Raw genomic sequence first — 18,284 nt, 5'->3', positions numbered from 1 at the left:
ATATTTTCCGGGGATACCGCCTGTCGGCCCCCGGGCCGCGGCCCATGCAGAGGAGGCAGAGGCGCCTTGCAGCACACGGAGATCACGGCGATCAGCCTTTTTGGACTCACCTACATCGGGATTGCCCTGGGAAAGGTTCCTGGCCTGGTCATCGACAGGGTCGGCATCGCCCTCCTGGGCGCCATCGGCATGGTCGCCGCGGGCGTGGTCACCACCAGCGGCGCGGTCCAGGCCGTCGATATCCCGACCATCCTCCTGCTCTACTCCCTGATGGTCGTCTCCGCCCAGCTTCGGCTGGGGGGATTTTACTCCTGGGCCGCCTCGGAGATCGTTATCCTCCTGGACCGGCCGAGGATGTTCCTGTTGACCGGCATGGTCATGAGCGCCCTGCTCTCGGCGGTCCTGGCCAACGACATCGTTTGCTTCGCCTTCACGCCCGTGTTGTCCGTAGCCCTGATCCGGGCGGGCCTGAACCCGCTGCCGTTTCTCATCGGGCTTGCGGTTTCGAGCAACATCGGCTCGGCCGCCACCATCATCGGCAACCCCCAGAACATGCTCATCGGTCAGGTCGGCCGCCTCGATTTCGGGGCCTTTCTGCTCTGGTGCGGGCCGCCGTCTTTGGCCTCGCTTGTGGCCGGCTACCTCGTCATCCTCTGGATGTACCGGGGCAGGCTGCATATCTCCAATCTGGACAGCGAAGCCATGATCGGTCAAAAACCATGGCCCGAGTTCAACCGGTGGCATACGGCCAAGGGCCTGATGGCCGTCGCCGCGCTGATTCTCCTGTTTTTTACGTCCGTGCCCAGGGAGGTGTCGGCCGTCGTCGTCGCCGGCATCCTTCTGTGCAGCCGCAAAATGAAAACCCGGGCCATCCTGGGGCTGGTGGACTGGCACCTCATTACCTTCTTCTGCGCGCTCTTCATCGTCATCCACGGGATCTCCCAGGGGCCTTATCTGGGGGCGATGGTGCAGGGGCTTGCCGCAAAGGGCGCGGCCCTGGACAACCTCCCCGCCCTGGCCGCGGTGTCGACCGTCCTGAGCAACCTCTTCAGCAACGTTCCGGCCGTCATGCTTCTGCTGCCGTTTCTCGACCCGGCCAATCCGGCGCAGTGGTACACCCTGGCGGTGTCGAGCACCTTTGCCGAAAACCTTTTTCTCCTGGGCAGCATCGCGAACCTGATCGTCGTCGAACAGGCCCGCAGCTTCGGTATCGATATCACCTTCCGGCGGCATGCGGCGGTGGGGATTCCGGTGACGGCGGCGTCGCTGGGGGTCCTGATGCTGTGGATGTACGCGTGATCGCCCGGCGGCGGGGCCATTTCGAAAAAGGCCGCGTTCACGGCGTGAAACCGCTTGCCGGCGGACTTTCTCGCCCGACGCTCCTCAGCGGCAGCCCTCGTCTTCTTGCCAGGTTGCCGTGATCGTTGTGCCTGTATTCCTGTCCGAATCGATGGAGAACGTGCCGCAGGAGGAGGTGACCCGTTCGCGCATGGACGCCAGGCCGATCCCCGGGTCGCCTGACTCGGTATAGAGCTTGTCTTCCACGGCGAAGCCCATACCGTTGTCGGTTATCTCGAGATGCAGCCGCCCGTTGATCTTATGAAGCGACACCCGGCTGCCGGTCGCCTGACTGTGCCGGCTGATATTTTTCAGCGCCTCCTGAACGACCCGGTAGATAATGATTTTTAAATGATGGGGCAGGTCGCTCTCACGCACGTCGATTTCTGTTTCAAGAGAGATGTCGGGAGACATGTCTCTGGTATTGTCGCACAAGGCTTCCATGGCCGGCAGCAACCCCAGTTCATCGATCATCAATGGACTGAGATTTTTCGATAGGATCCGGATGTCTTTATGGAGTTCCTGAAACATCTGGACAATCATCCGGCATTGCCCGTCCATCTCCGGTTCAGTCTGCCCGTTGATGACCTGCATGGCCGCTTCAACCCTGAATTTCAGCGCGCTGATCTTGGGCGCCAGTTCGTTGTGCAGATCGTTTGCGACAGAGCGCCGCTCATCCTCATGGGCGGATAACAGTTTGTTGGAAAGCCGCCGCAACAGTTTCTCGGATTGTCTCAGTGCGGCCTCCGCCTTTTTCCGATTCTCGATATGTCTCAGCAGCGGCTTATAAGAAAAGTTATACAGTGCGGGAAAAATCAACAGGACAAGGATCAGGGCGTCACCGATGACTTCCACTGCCAGGGGTAGGGGCCGCAGAAGGTTCAAAACGACCATGTTGAACGCTTCCACCGAGAAGATCGAAATCGCGATGGTCAGCAGCAGCCTTATGGGACTGCCGAATCCCATAGACTGATCGTTGGGCGGCGGCTTGGGTGATGACAATTTGTTTTTATCCTCCATGGTTTTTCCATCCCTAACAACATTTTCCCGCGGATTACAAACACTATTTCTCCGAACCTCCGCTGCGATGTTATTTTTTCTACAGATTTTCAGGGAAATGCCGCGGCGTTCCGGATCCTTCGAAGCCGCGAGCGCGAAGGGCCCGGCCGGCGGCCCCCCGACCCCGGCTGCGGAATCCGGAACGATTCACCCGGGAGACGCCCGGGCAGAGGGCATTGCCATCGACCCCGGGCTGGTTATTATTCGAAATATATGGAAGAACCAAGCCTGTCCGAACGAAAGGAGGCGCACATGAAGCTGCAGGAAAAATTGGATGCTTATCGGAAAGGTTTTCTGAAGAAGGCTCCGGAGGCGGTCGTCGCCGTCATGCACCGTGCCACGGAAGATCTCAGAAAATCCGGTATCCTGGACACCGCGGTCAGGGTGGGCGATCCGGCCCCGGACTTTTCCCTCGAAAACATCGACGGAAAGATGCTCCGACTCGCGGACGCCCTGAAAGGCGGCCCCGTGGTGCTGGGATTCTACCGGGGCAAGTGGTGACCCTACTGCAACATGGAGCTGGAAGCTCTTGCAAAGATCCAGAACGAGATTCAGGCTGACGGCGCATCGCTGATCTTGATCTCCCCCCAACGGGTCTCTTACAACCGGGCCATTTCGGCGGAGAAGAAATTGAATGCCCCGATCCTGAGCGACCCCGGCAACGCGGCGGCCGCGCGATACGGTATCCTCCATACCCTGCCTCCGGACCTTCGGGAGATCTACCTGAAATTCGGCCTCGACATCCCGGCGCACAACGGCGACGACTCCTGGACCCTGCCAATGCCTGCCCGCCTGATCATCGATAAGGAAGGGATTATCCGCTACGCCGACATCAATCCGGATTACACCCGGCGTCCGGAACCGGAGGATACCCTGGCGGTGTTGAAGCGGAAGTCCTGGACAGGATACCCCACCGGCTGACCGGTGCTGCAGAAGCCCTGCTTGACGGCACACCGAAAAAGAACGTTTTTTGATTTTTCAAGGCGGCAGGAAAAGGAGAGGGAAGATGGAACATGAATGGTATCGGGCCTTGGGGAAGATGGTCTACGGCATTTATGTGCTGACCACGGCCCACGGAAAGGAGCAGAACGGCATGATCGCCTCCTGGGTGACGCAGGTGTCGCACCAGCCTCCGCTGATCCTGGCGGCCGTGCATCCCAGCCGGTATTCCCACAGCCTGATCCGGCAAAGCGGGGGGTTTGCCCTGCACGTGATCGCCAAGGAGCAGAAAGCCCTTCTTGCACAATTCAAAGGGCCGGATCCCGCGGCGAAATTCTCCGACCTGGCATGGCACAAAGGCAAAACCGGCAGCCCGATCCTTCAGGATTGCATCGCCTACCTGGACTGTGAAGTCAAGGAGAGCCTTGCACCCGGCAATCACACGCTGTTCATCGGGCAGGTCATCGACGGACGGCTGGTCGCCGAGGGGCAGGTTTTGGATACCGGCGATTACGACGGCGCCTATACCGGAAAATCGTAAAAATCGCCCGGCCGCCGGGGGGCCATGACGGCCGCCGGCGTTTCCGGCCGCGTCATGGCGGGGTCGGAGAATTTCCGCAGCGGGCGCGGTTCCAGAAAAGGATCGTTTCCCCTTCCGCTTTTGCCTGTTCCCGGGTGGTCTCGACGGTCTGAACGATCCCGCCGTCGGCATCGATGAGGCCCGTTTTCCGCCTTTTTTGGAGAGCCGGACCCCCGAGGGATCGAGGACGATTGAAATCGGAAGGCCATCAGCCTATCGGTCCTAAAGCACCTTCATCAACTCCGGGACCGTGTTCTTGGGGCTGATGTTGTACCATGAGGCGGCAACCCGGCCGCTTTCATCGATAAGAAAGGATGAGCGCGCGATGCCCATGTAGACCTTGCCGTACATCTTCTTCTCCGCCCACACGCCGTAAGCCTCCGCGATACGGTGGTCGGGGTCGGACAGCAGCGGAAATGACAGATCGTGCTTTTCATCGAATTTTTTTTGCTGGGCAGGCTTGTCGGGGCTGATGCCGACCGCGAATATTCCTGCGGCCGAGAGATCTTCGAGTGCGTCCCGCACTCCCTGTGCCTGGGCGGCTCAGCCGGAGGTGTTGGCTTTGGGGTAGAAATAGACAAAGAGTTTGCGGCCGTCAAAATCGGACCGCCGCACCGTGATGCCGTTCTGATCCACGGCTTCAAATGGCGGGGCGCTGTCGCCGGGTTTGAGTTCTGGCATGGCATGTCTCCTTTGGGGTGGTGTTGGAGAAGGATGTATTTGTGGTCGGAATTGGTTTCTGCTAAAATTAAGGCGAAATTTGAGCGATACAAGATTGGTTTGGATGGGTGAGAATTCATCGCCATCAGGAGAGAGTCATGGCAGAGACGCCAGACGAATTCGGAATAAAATATTCCGATAAAAGTTTTTGGGATAAAATTCTTAAATACGCCAAGGTGGCCGGCATAGAGGTGATCGAAAAGGCTCTTTGGCTCTATTATGCCGCACAAAACCCGGCAACCCCGGCATGGGCCAAGACGGTGATCTACGGAGCGCTTGCGTATTTCATCTTTCCGGTGGATGCGATTCCCGATTTCACGCCGGTGGTGGGCTATGTTGACGATCTGGGTGTTCTCGCCGCAGCGGTCGTGACCGTATCCATGTACATCACCGATGAGGTCAAGGCCATAACGACCAAGAAACTGAAAGACTGGTTCGGCGAATAGGGCGTCTCATTTATCCCGGAGGGAGGCCCGACCCAGGTATGGCAAAATGCCGGAGAAAAAATCGCGGAAAAATACGCTGTGCTGATATATTGGTGCCCCCGGCAGGAATCGGACCTGCGGCGCATGGATTAGGAATCCAGTTAAAACAGAAAAACCGGGAAAAGAACGGAACAAATGAATCCGATAAATCCAAAATAAAATCAAGATGGTATATGCCTTTAAGCATTGCAGGGAAATGAAGTGATATACACAAAAAAGCTATGCCTTCACCTGGAAAATGTTGACCAAATGTTGACCGAAAAGTAACACGCGGAAAAAAAGTGGTTGACATAGCATGGGGTGGGTTGTACTATCCCCAACATGAACAGTTTTTCATCCTTCGATATCAAGCGTATTCTCGGCATCAACATCGACCTGCTTAAAGATTACAGGCGGTTTGGATATATCACTCCAAGCATCCAGGAGGCAGACGGCAGGGGAACAAAGAGCCTTTACAGTTTCGGCGATCTGTGCAGGATCGTTTTGTTCCGTCAACTGGTTGACCGTGGGTTTGCCAGGGAGAAGGCCGCCGAAATTATCAGGATCATCTTTTCGGTTACATCAAAACCCTATTTCGAATCAAAAAATTTTGGGGAACAAGCGTTTTATGTGGCAGTTATCACAAGAGACGAATCGAACGACACCGGGGTTGCATTCATCCCTGAGAAGGCTTTTTCTAATAGCTTCGAAAAGATTTTTTTGAGAGTTGACGACATCCATAAAACCAAGGACGTTTCAGAGCTTTCTTTTGGTTCTGCTATCGTCTTGAATCTGAAGAAGGTACGGGATTTTGTTACCAGCAAAATAGACTGATTTTTTTTATCTACTGCATGGGGTAGTTCGACCTACACCAAAGGAGAAACCCAATGAACGAAACGAAAGACAGCGTAAAATTCGACAGAAACCTTGCATTCCTGAAAGAGGTTTACCCCGGCCGCGTTTACGTCAACGTCGCCGAGTTCGCCGCAATATTCGCGACGACCAAGAAGACGGTTTACAACTGGATCTACCTGGGAAAGTGCCCCGTCAAACCCAAGAGGGTGGGATCGAGGCCTTTGTGGGCGTTAACTGATATTGCAAAGAAACTGTGAAGGAGGTGGACCGATGAAAAGAAAATCGATGAAAAGAATAATTTACATCGCATTTCGGTATTACAGAGACGGAGCAGGCATAGATTTAGATACGGCGTCGTGGGGCAAAGATATAGCGATGAAAAAAGCGCTTCGTCGAAACGAAGAAATCCCACAATGGGGCGCAGCGAATCCAATAACGCATATAGGCGTTTTCGAGTTGAAGGAGGTGGATCGATGAAAACTTGCGCATATTGGCTTTTGGCGTTTGCAATCTGGGCCGCCGCCGCACTGATTTATTGTGACGCACAGCACGACCTCGGAGAAGAGGCGCTGTTTAAGAGAACCGGCATTGTGACCGTGGAGAAAATGAAAAAGCCCGCGGCAACGGGCTTTCAGCGGAGCAGAAAATATGAGGTAAGAAGATGATAACAAACGGCAACGATGGAGTCAAGCCCGAAATAAGGGGGGTATTCCCTGGGAGCATCCCCAAGGAGCTGAAGGATATACCTCGTTGGATTGTCTGGAAGTCAGAGCGGGCGGGCGTCAAATGGAAGAAGCCGCCCTTCTCCCCCCGGAGCGGATTCAAAATCCACGACAAGATGCCACTTGAAAAACAGTGGGGCACGTTCGCTCAGGCGATGGCGGCGCTTGAAACCGGGATCAACATCCAGGGTGAGCACCGGACGTTTGACGGCATCGGGATCTTTCCGGGGCCGGGCCTTGTTGGGATCGACGCGGACAAATGCGTTGATGTCCAGAACCGGATAACCATCCCACATATCCGGGCCTGGGTTGATGGAACGCAATCCTATGTCGAATTGTCCCCGACGATCACCAGGGACGGGCACAGGGGGGGGATCAGGGCCTTTATCCTGGGGGAAAAACCGGGGGAACTCACAAAGGCGACATGGCGCGGAATATCCCATGAAATGTATGCCGAAGGCGGAAACTATCTAACCGTTACGGGGCACCGTTTGAATGAAAATTCCCTCGCAGATGATCGGCGCTCGATTGACGCCTTCTATAGGATGATCCAGAAAGACCCCAACCCCAAGGAGGAACCCCCCCCTGTGTTTGTCACAGCAGCAGATATACCAGATGAACGGCTTCTCGCCAGCATGTTCAGGATTTGTGGAAGCGAGATAGAAAGCCTTTATCGGACGGGCACCATGGGCGGAGATCACAGCGCCGAGGATTACAAGCTTATGGAGGCCCTTGCATACTTCACCGGAGACCGGGCGCGGGCCGAGGCTATGTTCCGTGCGTCGGCAATGTTCCGGGGAGATGCCAAAGGCAAGGACTATATCGCCAAGTCGATTGAGAAGATCTTCACCGGGAAGGCGAGTTTCTTTGACTGGAACCAGGGCAACGGCGATCAGTACGATAAGCGGAGCGCCGGCGCTGAGGGCAAAGAGAAGACGCAGAGCAGCGAAGAGCAGAAGACCGCCGGCGCGGAGAGCGAATCATGGGGGGAGCCTATCCCCCTTGGCCGACAGCGACCTCCGGCGATGCCGGAAGATATCATCCCCGGGCCGGTCGGGGCGATGGTCAAAGCCCTTTCTTGCTTCACCGAAACCCCATATGAATTGGCCGCGGGTTTATGTTTGCCCGCTGTGGCTTGTGCCGTAGCTGGAAAGTATGAAGTTCAAGTCAAGCGGGGTTATTCCGAGCCACTGAATATAATGATCGTTCCGGCGCTTGAAACAGGCAACCGTAAATCCGCCGTTGTCGAGGGGATGTTCGGACCGCACTACATATGGGAAAAAGCGGCGGCCATCGAGATGAAACAGGAGATTGACCGAGTAAAGACAGTCAATGCCGCAGTGGAAGCACGATCAAAAAAACTCTATTCCGAATACGCCAAGGCCAAGGATGAAGACGCGCGGAGAGATCTTCTGATCGAGATCCAGGAGACGATGGACCAAAAAGAGCCAGAGATTGTTTCCCCCCGTGTAATTTTTGACGATATCACCCCCGAGCATATGGGCACCATGGCAGCGATGCATGACGGCAGGATGGCCCTTATTTCAGATGAAGGTGGGATCTTTGACATATTGGCGGGCAGGTATTCCAAGAACGGCGCGCCAAACCTTGACCTATTCCTGAAAGGCTACAGCGGATCCCCCGTTCGGGTTGACCGTGGATCGAGAGAATCTGTCATAATAGACAAACCCGCCATATCCCTTGGCATATCCCCACAACCGGAAACATTGGTACGTCTCGGGGCGATGCCGGGTTTCCGCGCCCGTGGCGTCATGGCCCGTATAGGCTTTTTGCTACCTGAATCACTTCTCGGGAATCGGTCTTTGTGTGGACCAGAAATCACCGAGAATACCATCTCGGATTATCAGCGCTTCATTATGGGGCTTTTGGATATCCCGATTTGCGAAGACCCCCAAAAACTCTATCTATCCAATGATGCGCATGCCGAATGGAAGGCCTTTAGTTTGCACATCGAGGCCGGTATGAGACAGGGCGCAAAATACGAAACCATCAAGGATTGGTGCGGAAAACTGCCGGGCTTTGCAATCAGGCTATGTGGGTTGCTTCACATCATGGCGGAAGGGGGGCCGGAGATATCCCTTGAAACCATGAAAAAAGCCTTGGAATTGGCCGCCGTATTTCTCGATCACGCATTGTTCGCATTTGATCTAATCGGAGAGGATGAATCCTTCGACGTGGCCCGGAAGGTTTGGGCCTGGGTGGAGCGCACCGGACGGAAGGAGTTTTCAAAACGGGATTGCTTCCAGGAGTTGAAAGGGCGCTTTCGCACCATGGATGAGATTGAGCCTGGGTTCAAGACGCTCGAAGAGCATAATCACATCCGGGTTGAGAAGGTATCAACGGGCGGCAGACCCTCATATATTTGTCATGTTAATCCGACGGTCACAGGGGGGGGTCAGTGATGGGATGGCGGAAGATGCTCGATATTGAAAATGAAACCTTAACTCAAAAGCCTCAAAAGCCTCAAAAGCCCCCCGAGAAGACACCTTTTGGGGATATTGAGGATATTGAGGATAGGACTCTAAAATCAACTTCAGATAGTTATTCTTCATATTCCCATAACAAACACAAACGGAATCCCCCCCCTGTGTCTGTCTATCCCGATTGCAGAGGATGGAAACTTGCCGACCTTCTCACCTGGAAGCGATGCCTTGAATGTGAATGGGCATGGTGGGAGCGCGGCGCGTTTGTGTGTCTTGACCAGGACGGGCAGCGGGTGGACCGGGCCATGAGGACTTGCGAGGTGAAGCAATGATAAAACTTACCCTGAATGAATCGAAGCGGAAACCGTGGTCCTGGACAAAGAAGAATTTGAAACGGGCGGCGGACATTGAAGCGGTTTTATCTGAACTTAAGGAGTATTGGCCGATGACGATACGTCATGTCTTTTACAGGCTGATATCGTCTGACAGGATAAATCAAAAGCACTGGGAAAAGAGCGACGGCGAGCGACCCAATGTTTATGACATATTGAGCCCGTTAATGAAATGGATGCGGATACACGACAAGATCCCTATGGAGTCGATCACCGATGAGCATCGGATCTTGACAGAGAAAGTCGGGTTCACCGATCCAGAAGATTTCGTCATGTACCAGCTCGGCCGACTCGGTAAGGGCTATTTACGCTGCAATGCCCAGAAGCAAAATCGATATGTCGAGGTATGGATCGAGAAGGCTACACTTCTTCATGTCGTCGAACCAATAGCCGATGAGTTCTGCCGGCGCGTCGTCGTCTGCAAAGGATATGGTTCTGTGACATTCCAGGCGCAATTTTACGAGCGCGCTATGGAGGCGATAGGCTATGGCCAAGTGCCGACCGTTCTTTATTTCGGAGATTGGGACCCTTCCGGCGTGAACATGATCCATGCAGCGATGGAAACAATTCAGGAAGAGCTGGGTCTTACCGGCGTCGATTTTTTCCGATGCGGTATCAACCCCGAGCACTTTTCAGAAATACCGGCGGACCCAGTGCCATTAAAGCCTTCCGATACGAGGACAAAGGCCTTTGTCCAGGATCACGGCGAAACGGCCTATGAACTGGATGCCTTTCATCCTCGCCGCCTTCAAGAGCTTGTCCGGGAATCATTGATTGAAGTCACGGACATGCAATCCTACGTCGAGCAATTGGCCATGCAGAACGAAGACCTGGGCGTTATCGACGCATGGCGCAAAGATGTTGCAGATGTGGCCGCAGAATATGCCATCCACCACGGGGTTGTGAAAGTTTAGCCATGCCTAAACTTTTGGATTCAGGAATTCAGCGAGACACCCCCCCCGGTACCGACCAGGCCGGGGATGTTATCGAAGGCCGTCATGAGATCGGCGCCGCGCTCGGCGTTTCAACCACCACCTTAACCACGCTGATGCAGGCCGGCCGTTTGCCGTTCGAGGTGTGGCATGCGCCGCCGTCTCATAAGCTACACGCCAGGCGCAGCGAGGTTGAAGCAGCCGCAGCGGATCAGAGCTGGCGGCCGAGGCGCGGACGGGGACCGGCGAAGGCCGGGCCGGAGCTGATCAGGGACCCCTCATGCCGAAGGTATGAGAAGTGCCTGGACAAGTACGCCAGGCAGGACCGCAAAGGCCGACCGATAGTTTCAAGCGCGGGCGAGATGCCCGGATGGTCTTGCGCTGGATGCCCGAGGTTTGAACCGGCAGGACCGAGGGATGCTACGGATGTTAGACTGCTGTGCCTGATCGCCTACCTTGTGACCGGGCTTGACCCCGGCGATATTATCCGGGGGGAGGTATTCCGGGATACTCGCAGCCAGGCGCTACCAGCTGCTGAATAGTGTTAAGGTGTTAACCTTTTTACTTTACATCTGTTAAGTTGTGAGATAGGGTTCAGGAAATACTTAACCTGGAGGTTAACAAGATGCAGGTTCAAATCCAGATGGATGAACGACATCATAGAACGTTGAAATACAGAGCGGCGCAAACGTCACAGCCGATGGGACGACTTGTCGAGGCGATGCTTGCCAGCCTCAAACAGCGAGCTTTACGGATTCATAAACGCTTGGGCCAAGGCACCTACATCGACGACAGCGTTATCGTTCGCGCAATCCTGGAAGGCGACATGCGCGGATACTCCGAGCAGGAGATCATAGACCTTGCCCGGATCGACATACGCGCCGCTGAAGCGGAGGGCGTTGAGGCGACGTTCGAGGCGAATGTTGACGGCTGACCGATGGGGGGAGGGTAGGTCATTTTTCTGGAAAAATTTTATAACGAACCGTTCGGGGCAATTAATTTCTCGCTGCAACGTTTGAAAAAACCGAGGCTTTATGGCAAACCGCAAACCTTCAAAAATCCTTGAGCTGTCCGGCGCATACCGGAAGAACCCTTCCCGGAAACGGCCGAACGAACCGCAGCCGACAGAACAGCTCGGTGAACCGCCGGCGCACCTTGACCGCGAGACCGCGGCCGTTTGGGTGGAGTTGGTGCAGATCGTCCCGCCGGGCGTTTTGTGGGCGTCGGACAGGATTTGCGTCGAGATTGCAGCCTGTTTGTTGGTGGAGTACCGACGTCGACCGGCGGACTTCATGGCCAGCAGGCTTGCCCAATTGCGCGGATGCCTCGGGAGCCTGGGCCTATCACCGGCGGATCGGGGAAAGCTGTCTGTACCAGACAAGAAAAAAACCGACGATCCCTGGGCAGGCTTTGACCCAAAAAAATAACCGGGCCGCGAGATCGAGGACCCGGACCGGACCGACCAGGTGTGACCACCAGGACCCGGAACCGGCGGCATGAACCGAAAACGACATCAATCCTTATTCGAAGGAACCCATATAATGAGTATTTTAAAAGAAAAACAAGCTGAATATCGAGACCTGAAAGACCGCTCCACCGAGCTGGTGACGATCCCCGCCGAGAAAATGACCGAGGCGGAGGCGGTCGAGCTGAGAAACATCACCAGAAAAATGAATCGTGTAGCTTCCGAAATCGAGCTGATGCAGCTTGAAAAGCGAGACCAGCCCGACTACACCCCGACCGGCCAGACCCTGGACCCGAACGACCGGGAACCCGAGCACCGGGGCGGGCCGGCCAAAAACCCGACATACCGCAATTTGTTTCATCGGGATGGTAGCGAGATCCCCAGAAGCGAGTTCAGGGATGCCGGCGAGTTTGCCGAGATCGTCGCCTCGGGCCTTTATGACCCTCGCCTCGTTCGGAGCACGATGGACAGCAGCGGGACGGGCGGCTACGCCGTGCCCGTGGAGCTTGCTTCTACTTGGTGGGACACCGCGCTTGAAGACATGGTTGTCTTGCCCAATGCCACGGTTTATCCGATGCAGAGTTCAACGCTGAAGGTTCCGAGCTTTGACGACGATTCCCGCGCGGCCGGCCAGTATTTTGGAGGTTTGGCGCTGTCCTGGATAAACGAAACAGGGACATCCACCCCGCAGAGCGCAAAACTGCGGCTTATGACCCTGAATTCGAAAAAAGCCGCAATTTATTGCGATACCTCCGCAGAATTGGCGCAAGATGGCCAAGGTTTTGACCAACAGATTCAGGATGCGATGAAAAAGGCGCTGAGCGCGGGCTTGGATTGGAATTTTCTGAATGGTTCCGGTGCCGGTACGCCGTTGGGCATTTTGAATGCGGATGCCTGTATCGAGGTTCCGGCCGTTGCAGGCCAGGCGGCCGACAGTCTGATTTTTGAAAATATTGTGGCTCTATTTTCCCGCATGTGGGGACCAGGCCGGAGCCGGGGCATTTGGGTTGCAAACAGCACGACGATTCCGATGTTATTGAGCCTGCATATCCCCGTGGGCACCTCCGGCACCGCGTTTCCGGTCTTCAGTGACAAAAACGGACAGTTCACCATGTTGGGCCGGCCTGTGATTTTCTCCGAGAATCTCCCCGAGCTGGGCGGTTCCGGTGATATCATTTTTGCCGACATGTCCCAATACATCTGCGGCATTCGCAAGGAGATGCAGATCGAGAAATCCGTTCTGCCTGGATGGTATCAGGATCTTCAGAGCTATCGTGTGATTCTCCGGGCCGACGGGCAGCCGGCATGGCAGGAGCCTTTGACACCCCGGAGCGGGACCACGACCGTCTCACCGTTCGTTCGACTCGCCGCAAGGTGATAAACCGATAAGCCTCGGCCGGGTTCCTCGCAGTTTCCCGGCCAGGCCAGGGACGGCGCTCACCGTCCCGAGCATTCAACGGGAAGATCGCGCCCGTTGAGCGCTTCCGCGAAGCCCGGCAGGGCCTCCTACCCTGCCGGGCCTGATTTCAATTTCGGGAACCTTATCCACTCCCGATCAAGGCCGTCTCGCCGCATAGACCCCGGCAGAGACGGCCTTTTTTATTTCTGGTAGGATGCCTTTTCAAAGCCCCCCCCTGTGCCAGTCAAAAAAACGTTGTCCATATCGCCCGTTTCAGCGTACCATCTGACAAACACAGGGGGGGGATATGGCGATACTTGCAGAATGTCCGGGATGCCGAAAAAAGCAAAGCCTGAAAGCGAGATTCTGTTCATCCTGCGGCGCTGATATGGAGAAGGCCAAGAGATCGGGCAGGGTGAACTATTGGATTGATTACCGTCTTCCAGGTGGGAAGCAGCGCCGGGAGATGGTAGGGCCTTCGCTTGCCGATGCCAAGGCCGCTGAGGGTAAACGGCGCGGCCAGAAACGTGAGAACCGGATCTTTGACATCCTGCCGGAATCGCGCACCACGTTCAGGGAGCTTTCAGACTGGTATCTTGAGCTTTCGAGCGTGAAGGGCCTTCGATCATACGGCCGGGTTGTTATCGGTATCGGAAGATTTTTGCAGCGCCTCGGGGATGTAGTCGTCGGCAACCTGAAAAACGTCGATCTTGAGGAATACCAAGCGGCCAGGTCCGCCGAGGGTGTCAAGCCTGCGACCATCGACTATGAGCTATCGGTCACCAAGACCATGATCGAGAAGGCATTCACCAATGACCGGATAGGAGGCGACGCGCTGAAGGCCTTCAGGAAAACGTCCAGGATGCTTAAGCGCGGATCAAATGCCAGGGAGCAGACCTTAACCCCCCCTGTGTTTGTCTCGATCCTGCGAGAGGCCCCACCGCATTTGAGGAACATCCTGATAACGGCATTCAATACCGGCATGAGGCCGGGAGAGATCCGGGGCCTTACCTGGGCTATGGTGGACCGGAATTTTCTGCGGTTGCCGGCCGAGCTTACCAAGGAGAAGGCCGCAAAGCGCATTCCAATAAATCACCACGTTCGAGCCGTTCTTGATGCCGTCAAGCCGGGCCTTTCATTGGTGGATGGCGATCACCACGGGTTTGTATTCACCTACCTTGGAAAGCCGATTAGAACCCCTGGGGGCCTGCGGCGCTCGTTCAAACACGCCTGCGAGAAGGCCGGGGTTCTGTTCGGCCAGGCATCGGGGATCGTTTTCAAGGACATCCGCCGGACGGTGAAGACGAACATGGTTTCCGCCGGCGTGGATAAGGTTTATCGGGACATGATCCTGGGGCATTCCCTGAAGGGAATGGATGTCCATTACATCAAGCCAGGCGATGACGAATTGACGGCAGCGATGGACAAATACACTGAATGGCTTGACCGGGAATTGAAAAATGTTGACCAAAACGTTGACCAAGGGGCGAGCGGGGGGCTGATGGACTTTCCAAGGCCTTGATTTCATTGGTGCCCCCGGCAGGAATCGGACCTGCGGCGCATGGATTAGGAATCCATTGCTCTATCCACTGAGCTACGGGGGCGTACGTGAGATTCGGTGACCCAAGGGTGGCAACCGCGGCGCCGATAGGATCGATGGAAAGCGACCTTCAGCGGATCGTAAGGCGCCTCAATACCATAGCGAGATTTGCGAGTCAAACCCTATTTGGCCGGGAGGCGGTCATGCGGATCCAGGATTATCAGCCTGGCGATCCCGGGAAACGATCTGCGAGACGTCCCGGCGGGCTTGCCACATCCGTCAATGGAATCCGGCGTCAAATTCCGGGCCATATCGGTGGCATCCCTCCCCGGCGGACTTCGTTTTATTCCACGGATACTTTCTGACCCGGAAAAATCTTGCTTTTGGAGGTCAGGTTGTTGACGTCAAGAAACCGCTTGAGGGTCATGTTGTGGCGTTTTGCGATATCCATCGGGGCGTCTCCGTTTTTGACCTTGTAGGTCTTCGATGCATCATTGGATGCCACCTGGGTGGAAGCCGCCTTTTTGGAAGCTTTTTTATCGGCGGAGGCTTTATTGGAACCCTTTTTGCTCGAAGCCACTCTGGTGGATTCCCCTTTCGTGGACGTCACTTTAGCGGATGCCTTTCTGGTTTCGCCTGTGCCTTCCGAGGGTATCTTCAGGGATTTTCCGGCATGGACGCTCTGGCCCTTCATGGCGTTCGCCGCCATGAGGGTCTGGGGGGAGGTGTTGTGGCGCCTGGCGATGCTCCAGAGGGTATCGCCTTTTTTAACGACATAGGTGACGCTTCTATGGGGTTTTTTTGTCGATGCCTTGTTCTCGGCAAGACGAAGTGATTTGGCCCCGGGGATCGTGAGGACCTTTCCGACGGCGATGGTGTCGCCCTTCTTGATGTTGTTGTTCCGTTTAATGGTCTGAACGCTGGTGTTGTAGGCCCTTGCGATTCCCGTCAGGGTATCGCCTCTTTCAACCCGATGATAGACAACGGCCCGAGGCGCGTCTTTTTTCTTCCGGGCCGGCGTGTCGATCCGGTTTGCTCTGGCGATCCGGGTCGGTTTGGCATGTCGCGGCAGATCGGCTATGGGGATCTCGTCGAGTTTCGAGAGCAGCAGGGAGTCCTTTCCCTCTGGAATTTTCAGGCTGTAGGTGGTATTGGGGAGGATCCCCTGCCGAAGTTCGGGATTCAGCTCTTTCAGAATTTCCTGCGGGACCGCGATCTGTTCGGATATGCCTTTGAGGGAGATCTGCTTGGATACCGAAACGGTTTCGAAATCGATGGGATCGTAAGGCTTGATCTTATCGATGCCGTATTTTTTCGGGTTGCCGATGATGTGGAGGGTCGCGAGAAAGCGCGGAACGTATCGGGCGGTTTCGTTGGGAAGCCTTTCATAAAGGTCCCAGAAATTATCCAGATAATTGACCTGCTGAGAACGGATGACGTCGAGCACGCGCCCTTCCCCGCAGTTATAGGCGGCCATAACGGTCGACCAGTCGCCGAACAGGTCGTGAAGGGCTTTGAGATAGGCGATGGCAGCCTGGGTCGACTTGTACGGATCCATCCGTTCGTCAATATATTGGTCGCGGTTCAGGCCGAAGCGGTATCCCGTGGACGGGATGAACTGCCAAAGCCCCAGCGCCCTGGCCGTGGAAAGCGCCCTGACTTTATAACCGCTCTCGATGAGCGGAAGCCAGGAGAGTTCAGCCGGAAGGCCGGCCTTTGTCAGTTCTTCGGTGATGTGGGCCCGGTACCTGCCGGAGCGGGCATAGGCGTTTTTGAAAAACTCTCCTTGCATCAGGTAGTCGATCTCTATCTGGACGTGGCGGTTCATTTCGAGAGGGATTGCCTGATGATGGCCCTTTGCTGATGTGCGCTGGGATGCATAGATTTCAAGGATGCGTTTGGATATGAGATACCTCAGGTCTTCTTTTCTTTTGGCCATTTCGGCATCATCTTCATCGTCGAGTTCAAGAATCAGGGAATAGGCCTTGTCAAGGGCCGCAAGGGCCTCTTCCAGGTCTTGCTTTTGCCAGCAGCTCTGGGATTTCTTACAGTAGGCCAGCGCCTTTTTGACAATGGCCTGGGATTTGGGATCATCGGGCAGGTCATCCGAGGGCGCAGAAAAAATGTCATTCGGGTGGAAATGCTGCGGTTGGGATTTCTTGGCGGCGGTTTTCTCATGGGGCTTTTGGTGGGCCGGGGACGCGGACTGGTCTTTTGGGGTATTGGCGCAACCGATGAGAAAGGCAAGAAGCAAACATGCGAGAAAAGCAGTGCGGAATTTATTCATATGGAAAAATCCTTACATCCTTGCTTTAAAAACCGGTAATTGTTCGAGATAAAATCGAAATATTTGATTTGGACAGCCCAAAACCCTGCCACGGGCGCGATATACCCTAAAAATAAAGCATAAAAGAGCGATATCTGTCAAGAATTTATCACCCGCAGGCGCTGCGGAAGGGCTTCAGGACCCCCTGCCCGGAAAAAGAAATCGTTGGCGTGAGGATTTCCGGGGAGCGAGATAATCTATTGTTTGTGAAAATATACGATAATAGATGATAAATAGAGCAAATTGATATAAGAAGCCATTATTTTCATATAATCATTGTAAATAGTCAAATATATGAATTTTCCGGCCTTGAAAAAATCGGTCAACAGGTATAAATGTCGTGGGTCTTTGAGAGAGCATTTTAATGTGCAGACAACGAAGGGCCAACGTAGCTCAGTTGGTAGAGCTACTGATTTGTAATCAGTGGGTCGGGGGTTCGAGTCCCTCCGTTGGCTCCATGTTGCTGGGTGGGGTTCCCGAGCGGCCAAAGGGAACAGACTGTAAATCTGTCGGCGAAGCCTTCGGAGGTTCGAATCCTCCCCCCACCACCAATCTCATCGCGGGCTGTCTGTAGGAGATTTCAGCTGTAACAGTTGGATTGATGTGACTACACGGCTTCCATCACATAAGTCTTAAACATGCCTTCGGGTCGGGGTTTAGACTTGGGTAACCGAAGCGGGAGTAGCTCAGTTGGTAGAGCTTCAGCCTTCCAAGCTGAATGTCGCGAGTTCGAGCCTCGTCTCCCGCTCCACCAACCAGGTCCGTTCGATGAAGTGCGTGTTTTTCAATCCAAATCAAGCCCACGTAGCTCAGACGGTAGAGCGCTTCCTTGGTAAGGAAGAGGTTCACCAGTTCGATTCTGGTCGTGGGCTCCATTTTTTTTTGGCACTGCCTTTTTCAAATACTTCATACCTGATTGTCGAAGCGTATTGCCGGGCTTGCTAAAATTGACACGTATATTAAAGGTTGGGGAGGACGATTAAGATGGCGAAAGAAAAGTTTCAACGAAAAAAGCCGCATGTGAACGTAGGGACGATCGGTCACATCGACCACGGGAAGACGACGTTGACGGCGGCGATCACGAAGATGTGCGGGTTGAGGGGCCAGGC

18 protein-coding genes and 5 tRNA genes are annotated in these 18,284 nt (G+C 55.0%); 19 read left to right on the top strand and 4 right to left on the bottom strand.

Annotated features, from left to right (window positions below):
- The first annotated feature begins 66 nt into the window (after positions 1-66).
- Complete coding sequence (locus tag ACEW8N_RS06515; RefSeq protein ID WP_373498992.1) at positions 67-1,299, top strand: anion transporter; 1,233 nt, start codon at positions 67-69, stop codon at positions 1,297-1,299.
- Positions 1,300-1,383: 84 nt separating this feature from the next.
- On the opposite strand, the gene ACEW8N_RS06510 is transcribed toward ACEW8N_RS06515, so the two are convergent.
- Positions 1,384-2,358: a sensor histidine kinase gene (locus ACEW8N_RS06510; RefSeq protein ID WP_373498991.1), complete on the bottom strand. Its 975-nt coding sequence runs from the start codon at positions 2,356-2,358 to the stop codon at positions 1,384-1,386.
- Positions 2,359-2,610: 252 nt separating this feature from the next.
- Between ACEW8N_RS06510 and ACEW8N_RS06505 the strand changes: the two genes are divergently transcribed.
- On the top strand, positions 2,611-3,318 hold the full coding sequence (locus ACEW8N_RS06505) for a peroxiredoxin-like family protein (protein ID WP_373498990.1): 708 nt from the start codon (positions 2,611-2,613) through the stop codon (positions 3,316-3,318).
- An 85-nt stretch (positions 3,319-3,403) separates the two neighbouring features.
- Positions 3,404-3,877, top strand: a complete 474-nt coding sequence (locus ACEW8N_RS06500) for a flavin reductase family protein (protein WP_373498989.1) — start codon at positions 3,404-3,406, stop codon at positions 3,875-3,877.
- A gap of 261 nt (positions 3,878-4,138) precedes the next feature.
- Here the strand turns inward: ACEW8N_RS06500 and bcp are convergent, their stop codons facing one another.
- Positions 4,139-4,597, bottom strand: coding sequence for a thioredoxin-dependent thiol peroxidase (gene bcp, locus ACEW8N_RS06495; RefSeq protein ID WP_373498988.1), 459 nt, complete (start codon positions 4,595-4,597; stop codon positions 4,139-4,141).
- 137 nt (positions 4,598-4,734) lie between these two features.
- Between bcp and ACEW8N_RS06490 the strand changes: the two genes are divergently transcribed.
- The 11 genes from ACEW8N_RS06490 to ACEW8N_RS06440 all read left to right on the top strand — a co-directional run bounded on the left by ACEW8N_RS06490 (position 4,735) and on the right by ACEW8N_RS06440 (position 14,831).
- Positions 4,735-5,082 carry a YkvA family protein gene (locus tag ACEW8N_RS06490; protein ID WP_373498987.1) on the top strand — a complete coding sequence of 116 codons (348 nt, stop codon included), beginning with the start codon at positions 4,735-4,737 and terminating at the stop codon, positions 5,080-5,082.
- A 360-nt stretch (positions 5,083-5,442) separates the two neighbouring features.
- Positions 5,443-5,934, top strand: a complete 492-nt coding sequence (locus ACEW8N_RS06485) for a MerR family transcriptional regulator (RefSeq protein ID WP_373498986.1) — start codon at positions 5,443-5,445, stop codon at positions 5,932-5,934.
- A 53-nt stretch (positions 5,935-5,987) separates the two neighbouring features.
- Positions 5,988-6,212 carry a helix-turn-helix transcriptional regulator gene (locus ACEW8N_RS06480; RefSeq protein WP_373498985.1) on the top strand — a complete coding sequence of 75 codons (225 nt, stop codon included), beginning with the start codon at positions 5,988-5,990 and terminating at the stop codon, positions 6,210-6,212.
- A 13-nt stretch (positions 6,213-6,225) separates the two neighbouring features.
- Positions 6,226-6,432: a hypothetical protein gene (locus tag ACEW8N_RS06475; protein ID WP_373498984.1), complete on the top strand. Its 207-nt coding sequence runs from the start codon at positions 6,226-6,228 to the stop codon at positions 6,430-6,432.
- Complete coding sequence (locus tag ACEW8N_RS06470; RefSeq protein ID WP_373498983.1) at positions 6,429-6,620, top strand: hypothetical protein; 192 nt, start codon at positions 6,429-6,431, stop codon at positions 6,618-6,620. The genes ACEW8N_RS06475 and ACEW8N_RS06470 overlap by 4 nt, the downstream gene beginning before the upstream one ends.
- Positions 6,617-9,100 carry a DUF3987 domain-containing protein gene (locus ACEW8N_RS06465; RefSeq protein ID WP_373498982.1) on the top strand — a complete coding sequence of 828 codons (2,484 nt, stop codon included), beginning with the start codon at positions 6,617-6,619 and terminating at the stop codon, positions 9,098-9,100. The genes ACEW8N_RS06470 and ACEW8N_RS06465 overlap by 4 nt, the downstream gene beginning before the upstream one ends.
- Before the next feature lie 349 nt (positions 9,101-9,449).
- On the top strand, positions 9,450-10,427 hold the full coding sequence (locus ACEW8N_RS06460) for a hypothetical protein (RefSeq protein WP_373498981.1): 978 nt from the start codon (positions 9,450-9,452) through the stop codon (positions 10,425-10,427).
- 643 nt (positions 10,428-11,070) lie between these two features.
- The gene (locus ACEW8N_RS06455) at positions 11,071-11,379 is read left to right on the top strand and encodes a hypothetical protein (RefSeq protein WP_373498980.1); all 309 of its coding nucleotides are present in this window, start codon (positions 11,071-11,073) and stop codon (positions 11,377-11,379) included.
- A gap of 100 nt (positions 11,380-11,479) precedes the next feature.
- Complete coding sequence (locus ACEW8N_RS06450) at positions 11,480-11,872, top strand: hypothetical protein (RefSeq protein WP_373498979.1); 393 nt, start codon at positions 11,480-11,482, stop codon at positions 11,870-11,872.
- Positions 11,873-11,986: 114 nt separating this feature from the next.
- The gene (locus ACEW8N_RS06445; RefSeq protein ID WP_373498978.1) at positions 11,987-13,288 is read left to right on the top strand and encodes a phage major capsid protein; all 1,302 of its coding nucleotides are present in this window, start codon (positions 11,987-11,989) and stop codon (positions 13,286-13,288) included.
- A 409-nt stretch (positions 13,289-13,697) separates the two neighbouring features.
- On the top strand, positions 13,698-14,831 hold the full coding sequence (locus ACEW8N_RS06440; RefSeq protein ID WP_373498977.1) for a tyrosine-type recombinase/integrase: 1,134 nt from the start codon (positions 13,698-13,700) through the stop codon (positions 14,829-14,831).
- 6 nt (positions 14,832-14,837) lie between these two features.
- Here the strand turns inward: ACEW8N_RS06440 and ACEW8N_RS06435 are convergent.
- Positions 14,838-14,913: transfer RNA gene (locus ACEW8N_RS06435), tRNA-Arg, on the bottom strand.
- A gap of 279 nt (positions 14,914-15,192) precedes the next feature.
- The gene (locus ACEW8N_RS06430; RefSeq protein ID WP_373498976.1) at positions 15,193-17,136 is read right to left on the bottom strand and encodes a LysM peptidoglycan-binding domain-containing protein; all 1,944 of its coding nucleotides are present in this window, start codon (positions 17,134-17,136) and stop codon (positions 15,193-15,195) included.
- A gap of 421 nt (positions 17,137-17,557) precedes the next feature.
- Between ACEW8N_RS06430 and ACEW8N_RS06425 the strand changes: the two genes are divergently transcribed.
- The 5 genes from ACEW8N_RS06425 to ACEW8N_RS06405 form a co-directional block, all read left to right on the top strand.
- Positions 17,558-17,633: transfer RNA gene (locus tag ACEW8N_RS06425), tRNA-Thr, on the top strand.
- 8 nt (positions 17,634-17,641) lie between these two features.
- Positions 17,642-17,726 (top strand) — tRNA-Tyr (locus ACEW8N_RS06420).
- Between the two features lie 124 nt (positions 17,727-17,850).
- Positions 17,851-17,926 (top strand) — tRNA-Gly (locus tag ACEW8N_RS06415).
- Positions 17,927-17,973: 47 nt separating this feature from the next.
- A tRNA-Thr gene (locus ACEW8N_RS06410) sits at positions 17,974-18,050 on the top strand.
- Positions 18,051-18,159: 109 nt separating this feature from the next.
- Positions 18,160-18,284 (top strand): GTP-binding protein (locus ACEW8N_RS06405; protein WP_373499011.1); only part of this gene is annotated, 125 nt, incomplete at its 3' end.

Origin of the sequence: Desulfococcus sp., assembly GCF_041737845.1 — a bacterium.
Taxonomy (GTDB): domain Bacteria; phylum Desulfobacterota; class Desulfobacteria; order Desulfobacterales; family Desulfococcaceae; genus Desulfococcus.
The sequence above is the reverse complement of the archived record's forward strand: the minus strand, read 5'-3'. Positions and strand labels throughout refer to the sequence as shown.

What these genes read in the sequence shown, in the direction of transcription:
- ACEW8N_RS06445 (WP_373498978.1), top strand. Translation starts at nt 11,987, where the DNA reads ATGAGTATTTTAAAAGAAAAACAAGCTGAATATCGAGACCTGAAAGAC.
- ACEW8N_RS06510 (WP_373498991.1), bottom strand. Translation starts at nt 2,358, where the DNA reads ATGGAGGATAAAAACAAATTGTCATCACCCAAGCCGCCGCCCAACGAT.
- ACEW8N_RS06450 (WP_373498979.1), top strand. Translation starts at nt 11,480, where the DNA reads ATGGCAAACCGCAAACCTTCAAAAATCCTTGAGCTGTCCGGCGCATAC.
- ACEW8N_RS06490 (WP_373498987.1), top strand. Translation starts at nt 4,735, where the DNA reads ATGGCAGAGACGCCAGACGAATTCGGAATAAAATATTCCGATAAAAGT.
- ACEW8N_RS06465 (WP_373498982.1), top strand. Translation starts at nt 6,617, where the DNA reads ATGATAACAAACGGCAACGATGGAGTCAAGCCCGAAATAAGGGGGGTA.
- ACEW8N_RS06480 (WP_373498985.1), top strand. Translation starts at nt 5,988, where the DNA reads ATGAACGAAACGAAAGACAGCGTAAAATTCGACAGAAACCTTGCATTC.
- ACEW8N_RS06500 (WP_373498989.1), top strand. Translation starts at nt 3,404, where the DNA reads ATGGAACATGAATGGTATCGGGCCTTGGGGAAGATGGTCTACGGCATT.
- ACEW8N_RS06430 (WP_373498976.1), bottom strand. Translation starts at nt 17,136, where the DNA reads ATGAATAAATTCCGCACTGCTTTTCTCGCATGTTTGCTTCTTGCCTTT.
- ACEW8N_RS06440 (WP_373498977.1), top strand. Translation starts at nt 13,698, where the DNA reads ATGGAGAAGGCCAAGAGATCGGGCAGGGTGAACTATTGGATTGATTAC.
- ACEW8N_RS06485 (WP_373498986.1), top strand. Translation starts at nt 5,443, where the DNA reads ATGAACAGTTTTTCATCCTTCGATATCAAGCGTATTCTCGGCATCAAC.
- ACEW8N_RS06460 (WP_373498981.1), top strand. Translation starts at nt 9,450, where the DNA reads ATGATAAAACTTACCCTGAATGAATCGAAGCGGAAACCGTGGTCCTGG.
- ACEW8N_RS06470 (WP_373498983.1), top strand. Translation starts at nt 6,429, where the DNA reads ATGAAAACTTGCGCATATTGGCTTTTGGCGTTTGCAATCTGGGCCGCC.
- ACEW8N_RS06455 (WP_373498980.1), top strand. Translation starts at nt 11,071, where the DNA reads ATGCAGGTTCAAATCCAGATGGATGAACGACATCATAGAACGTTGAAA.
- ACEW8N_RS06475 (WP_373498984.1), top strand. Translation starts at nt 6,226, where the DNA reads ATGAAAAGAAAATCGATGAAAAGAATAATTTACATCGCATTTCGGTAT.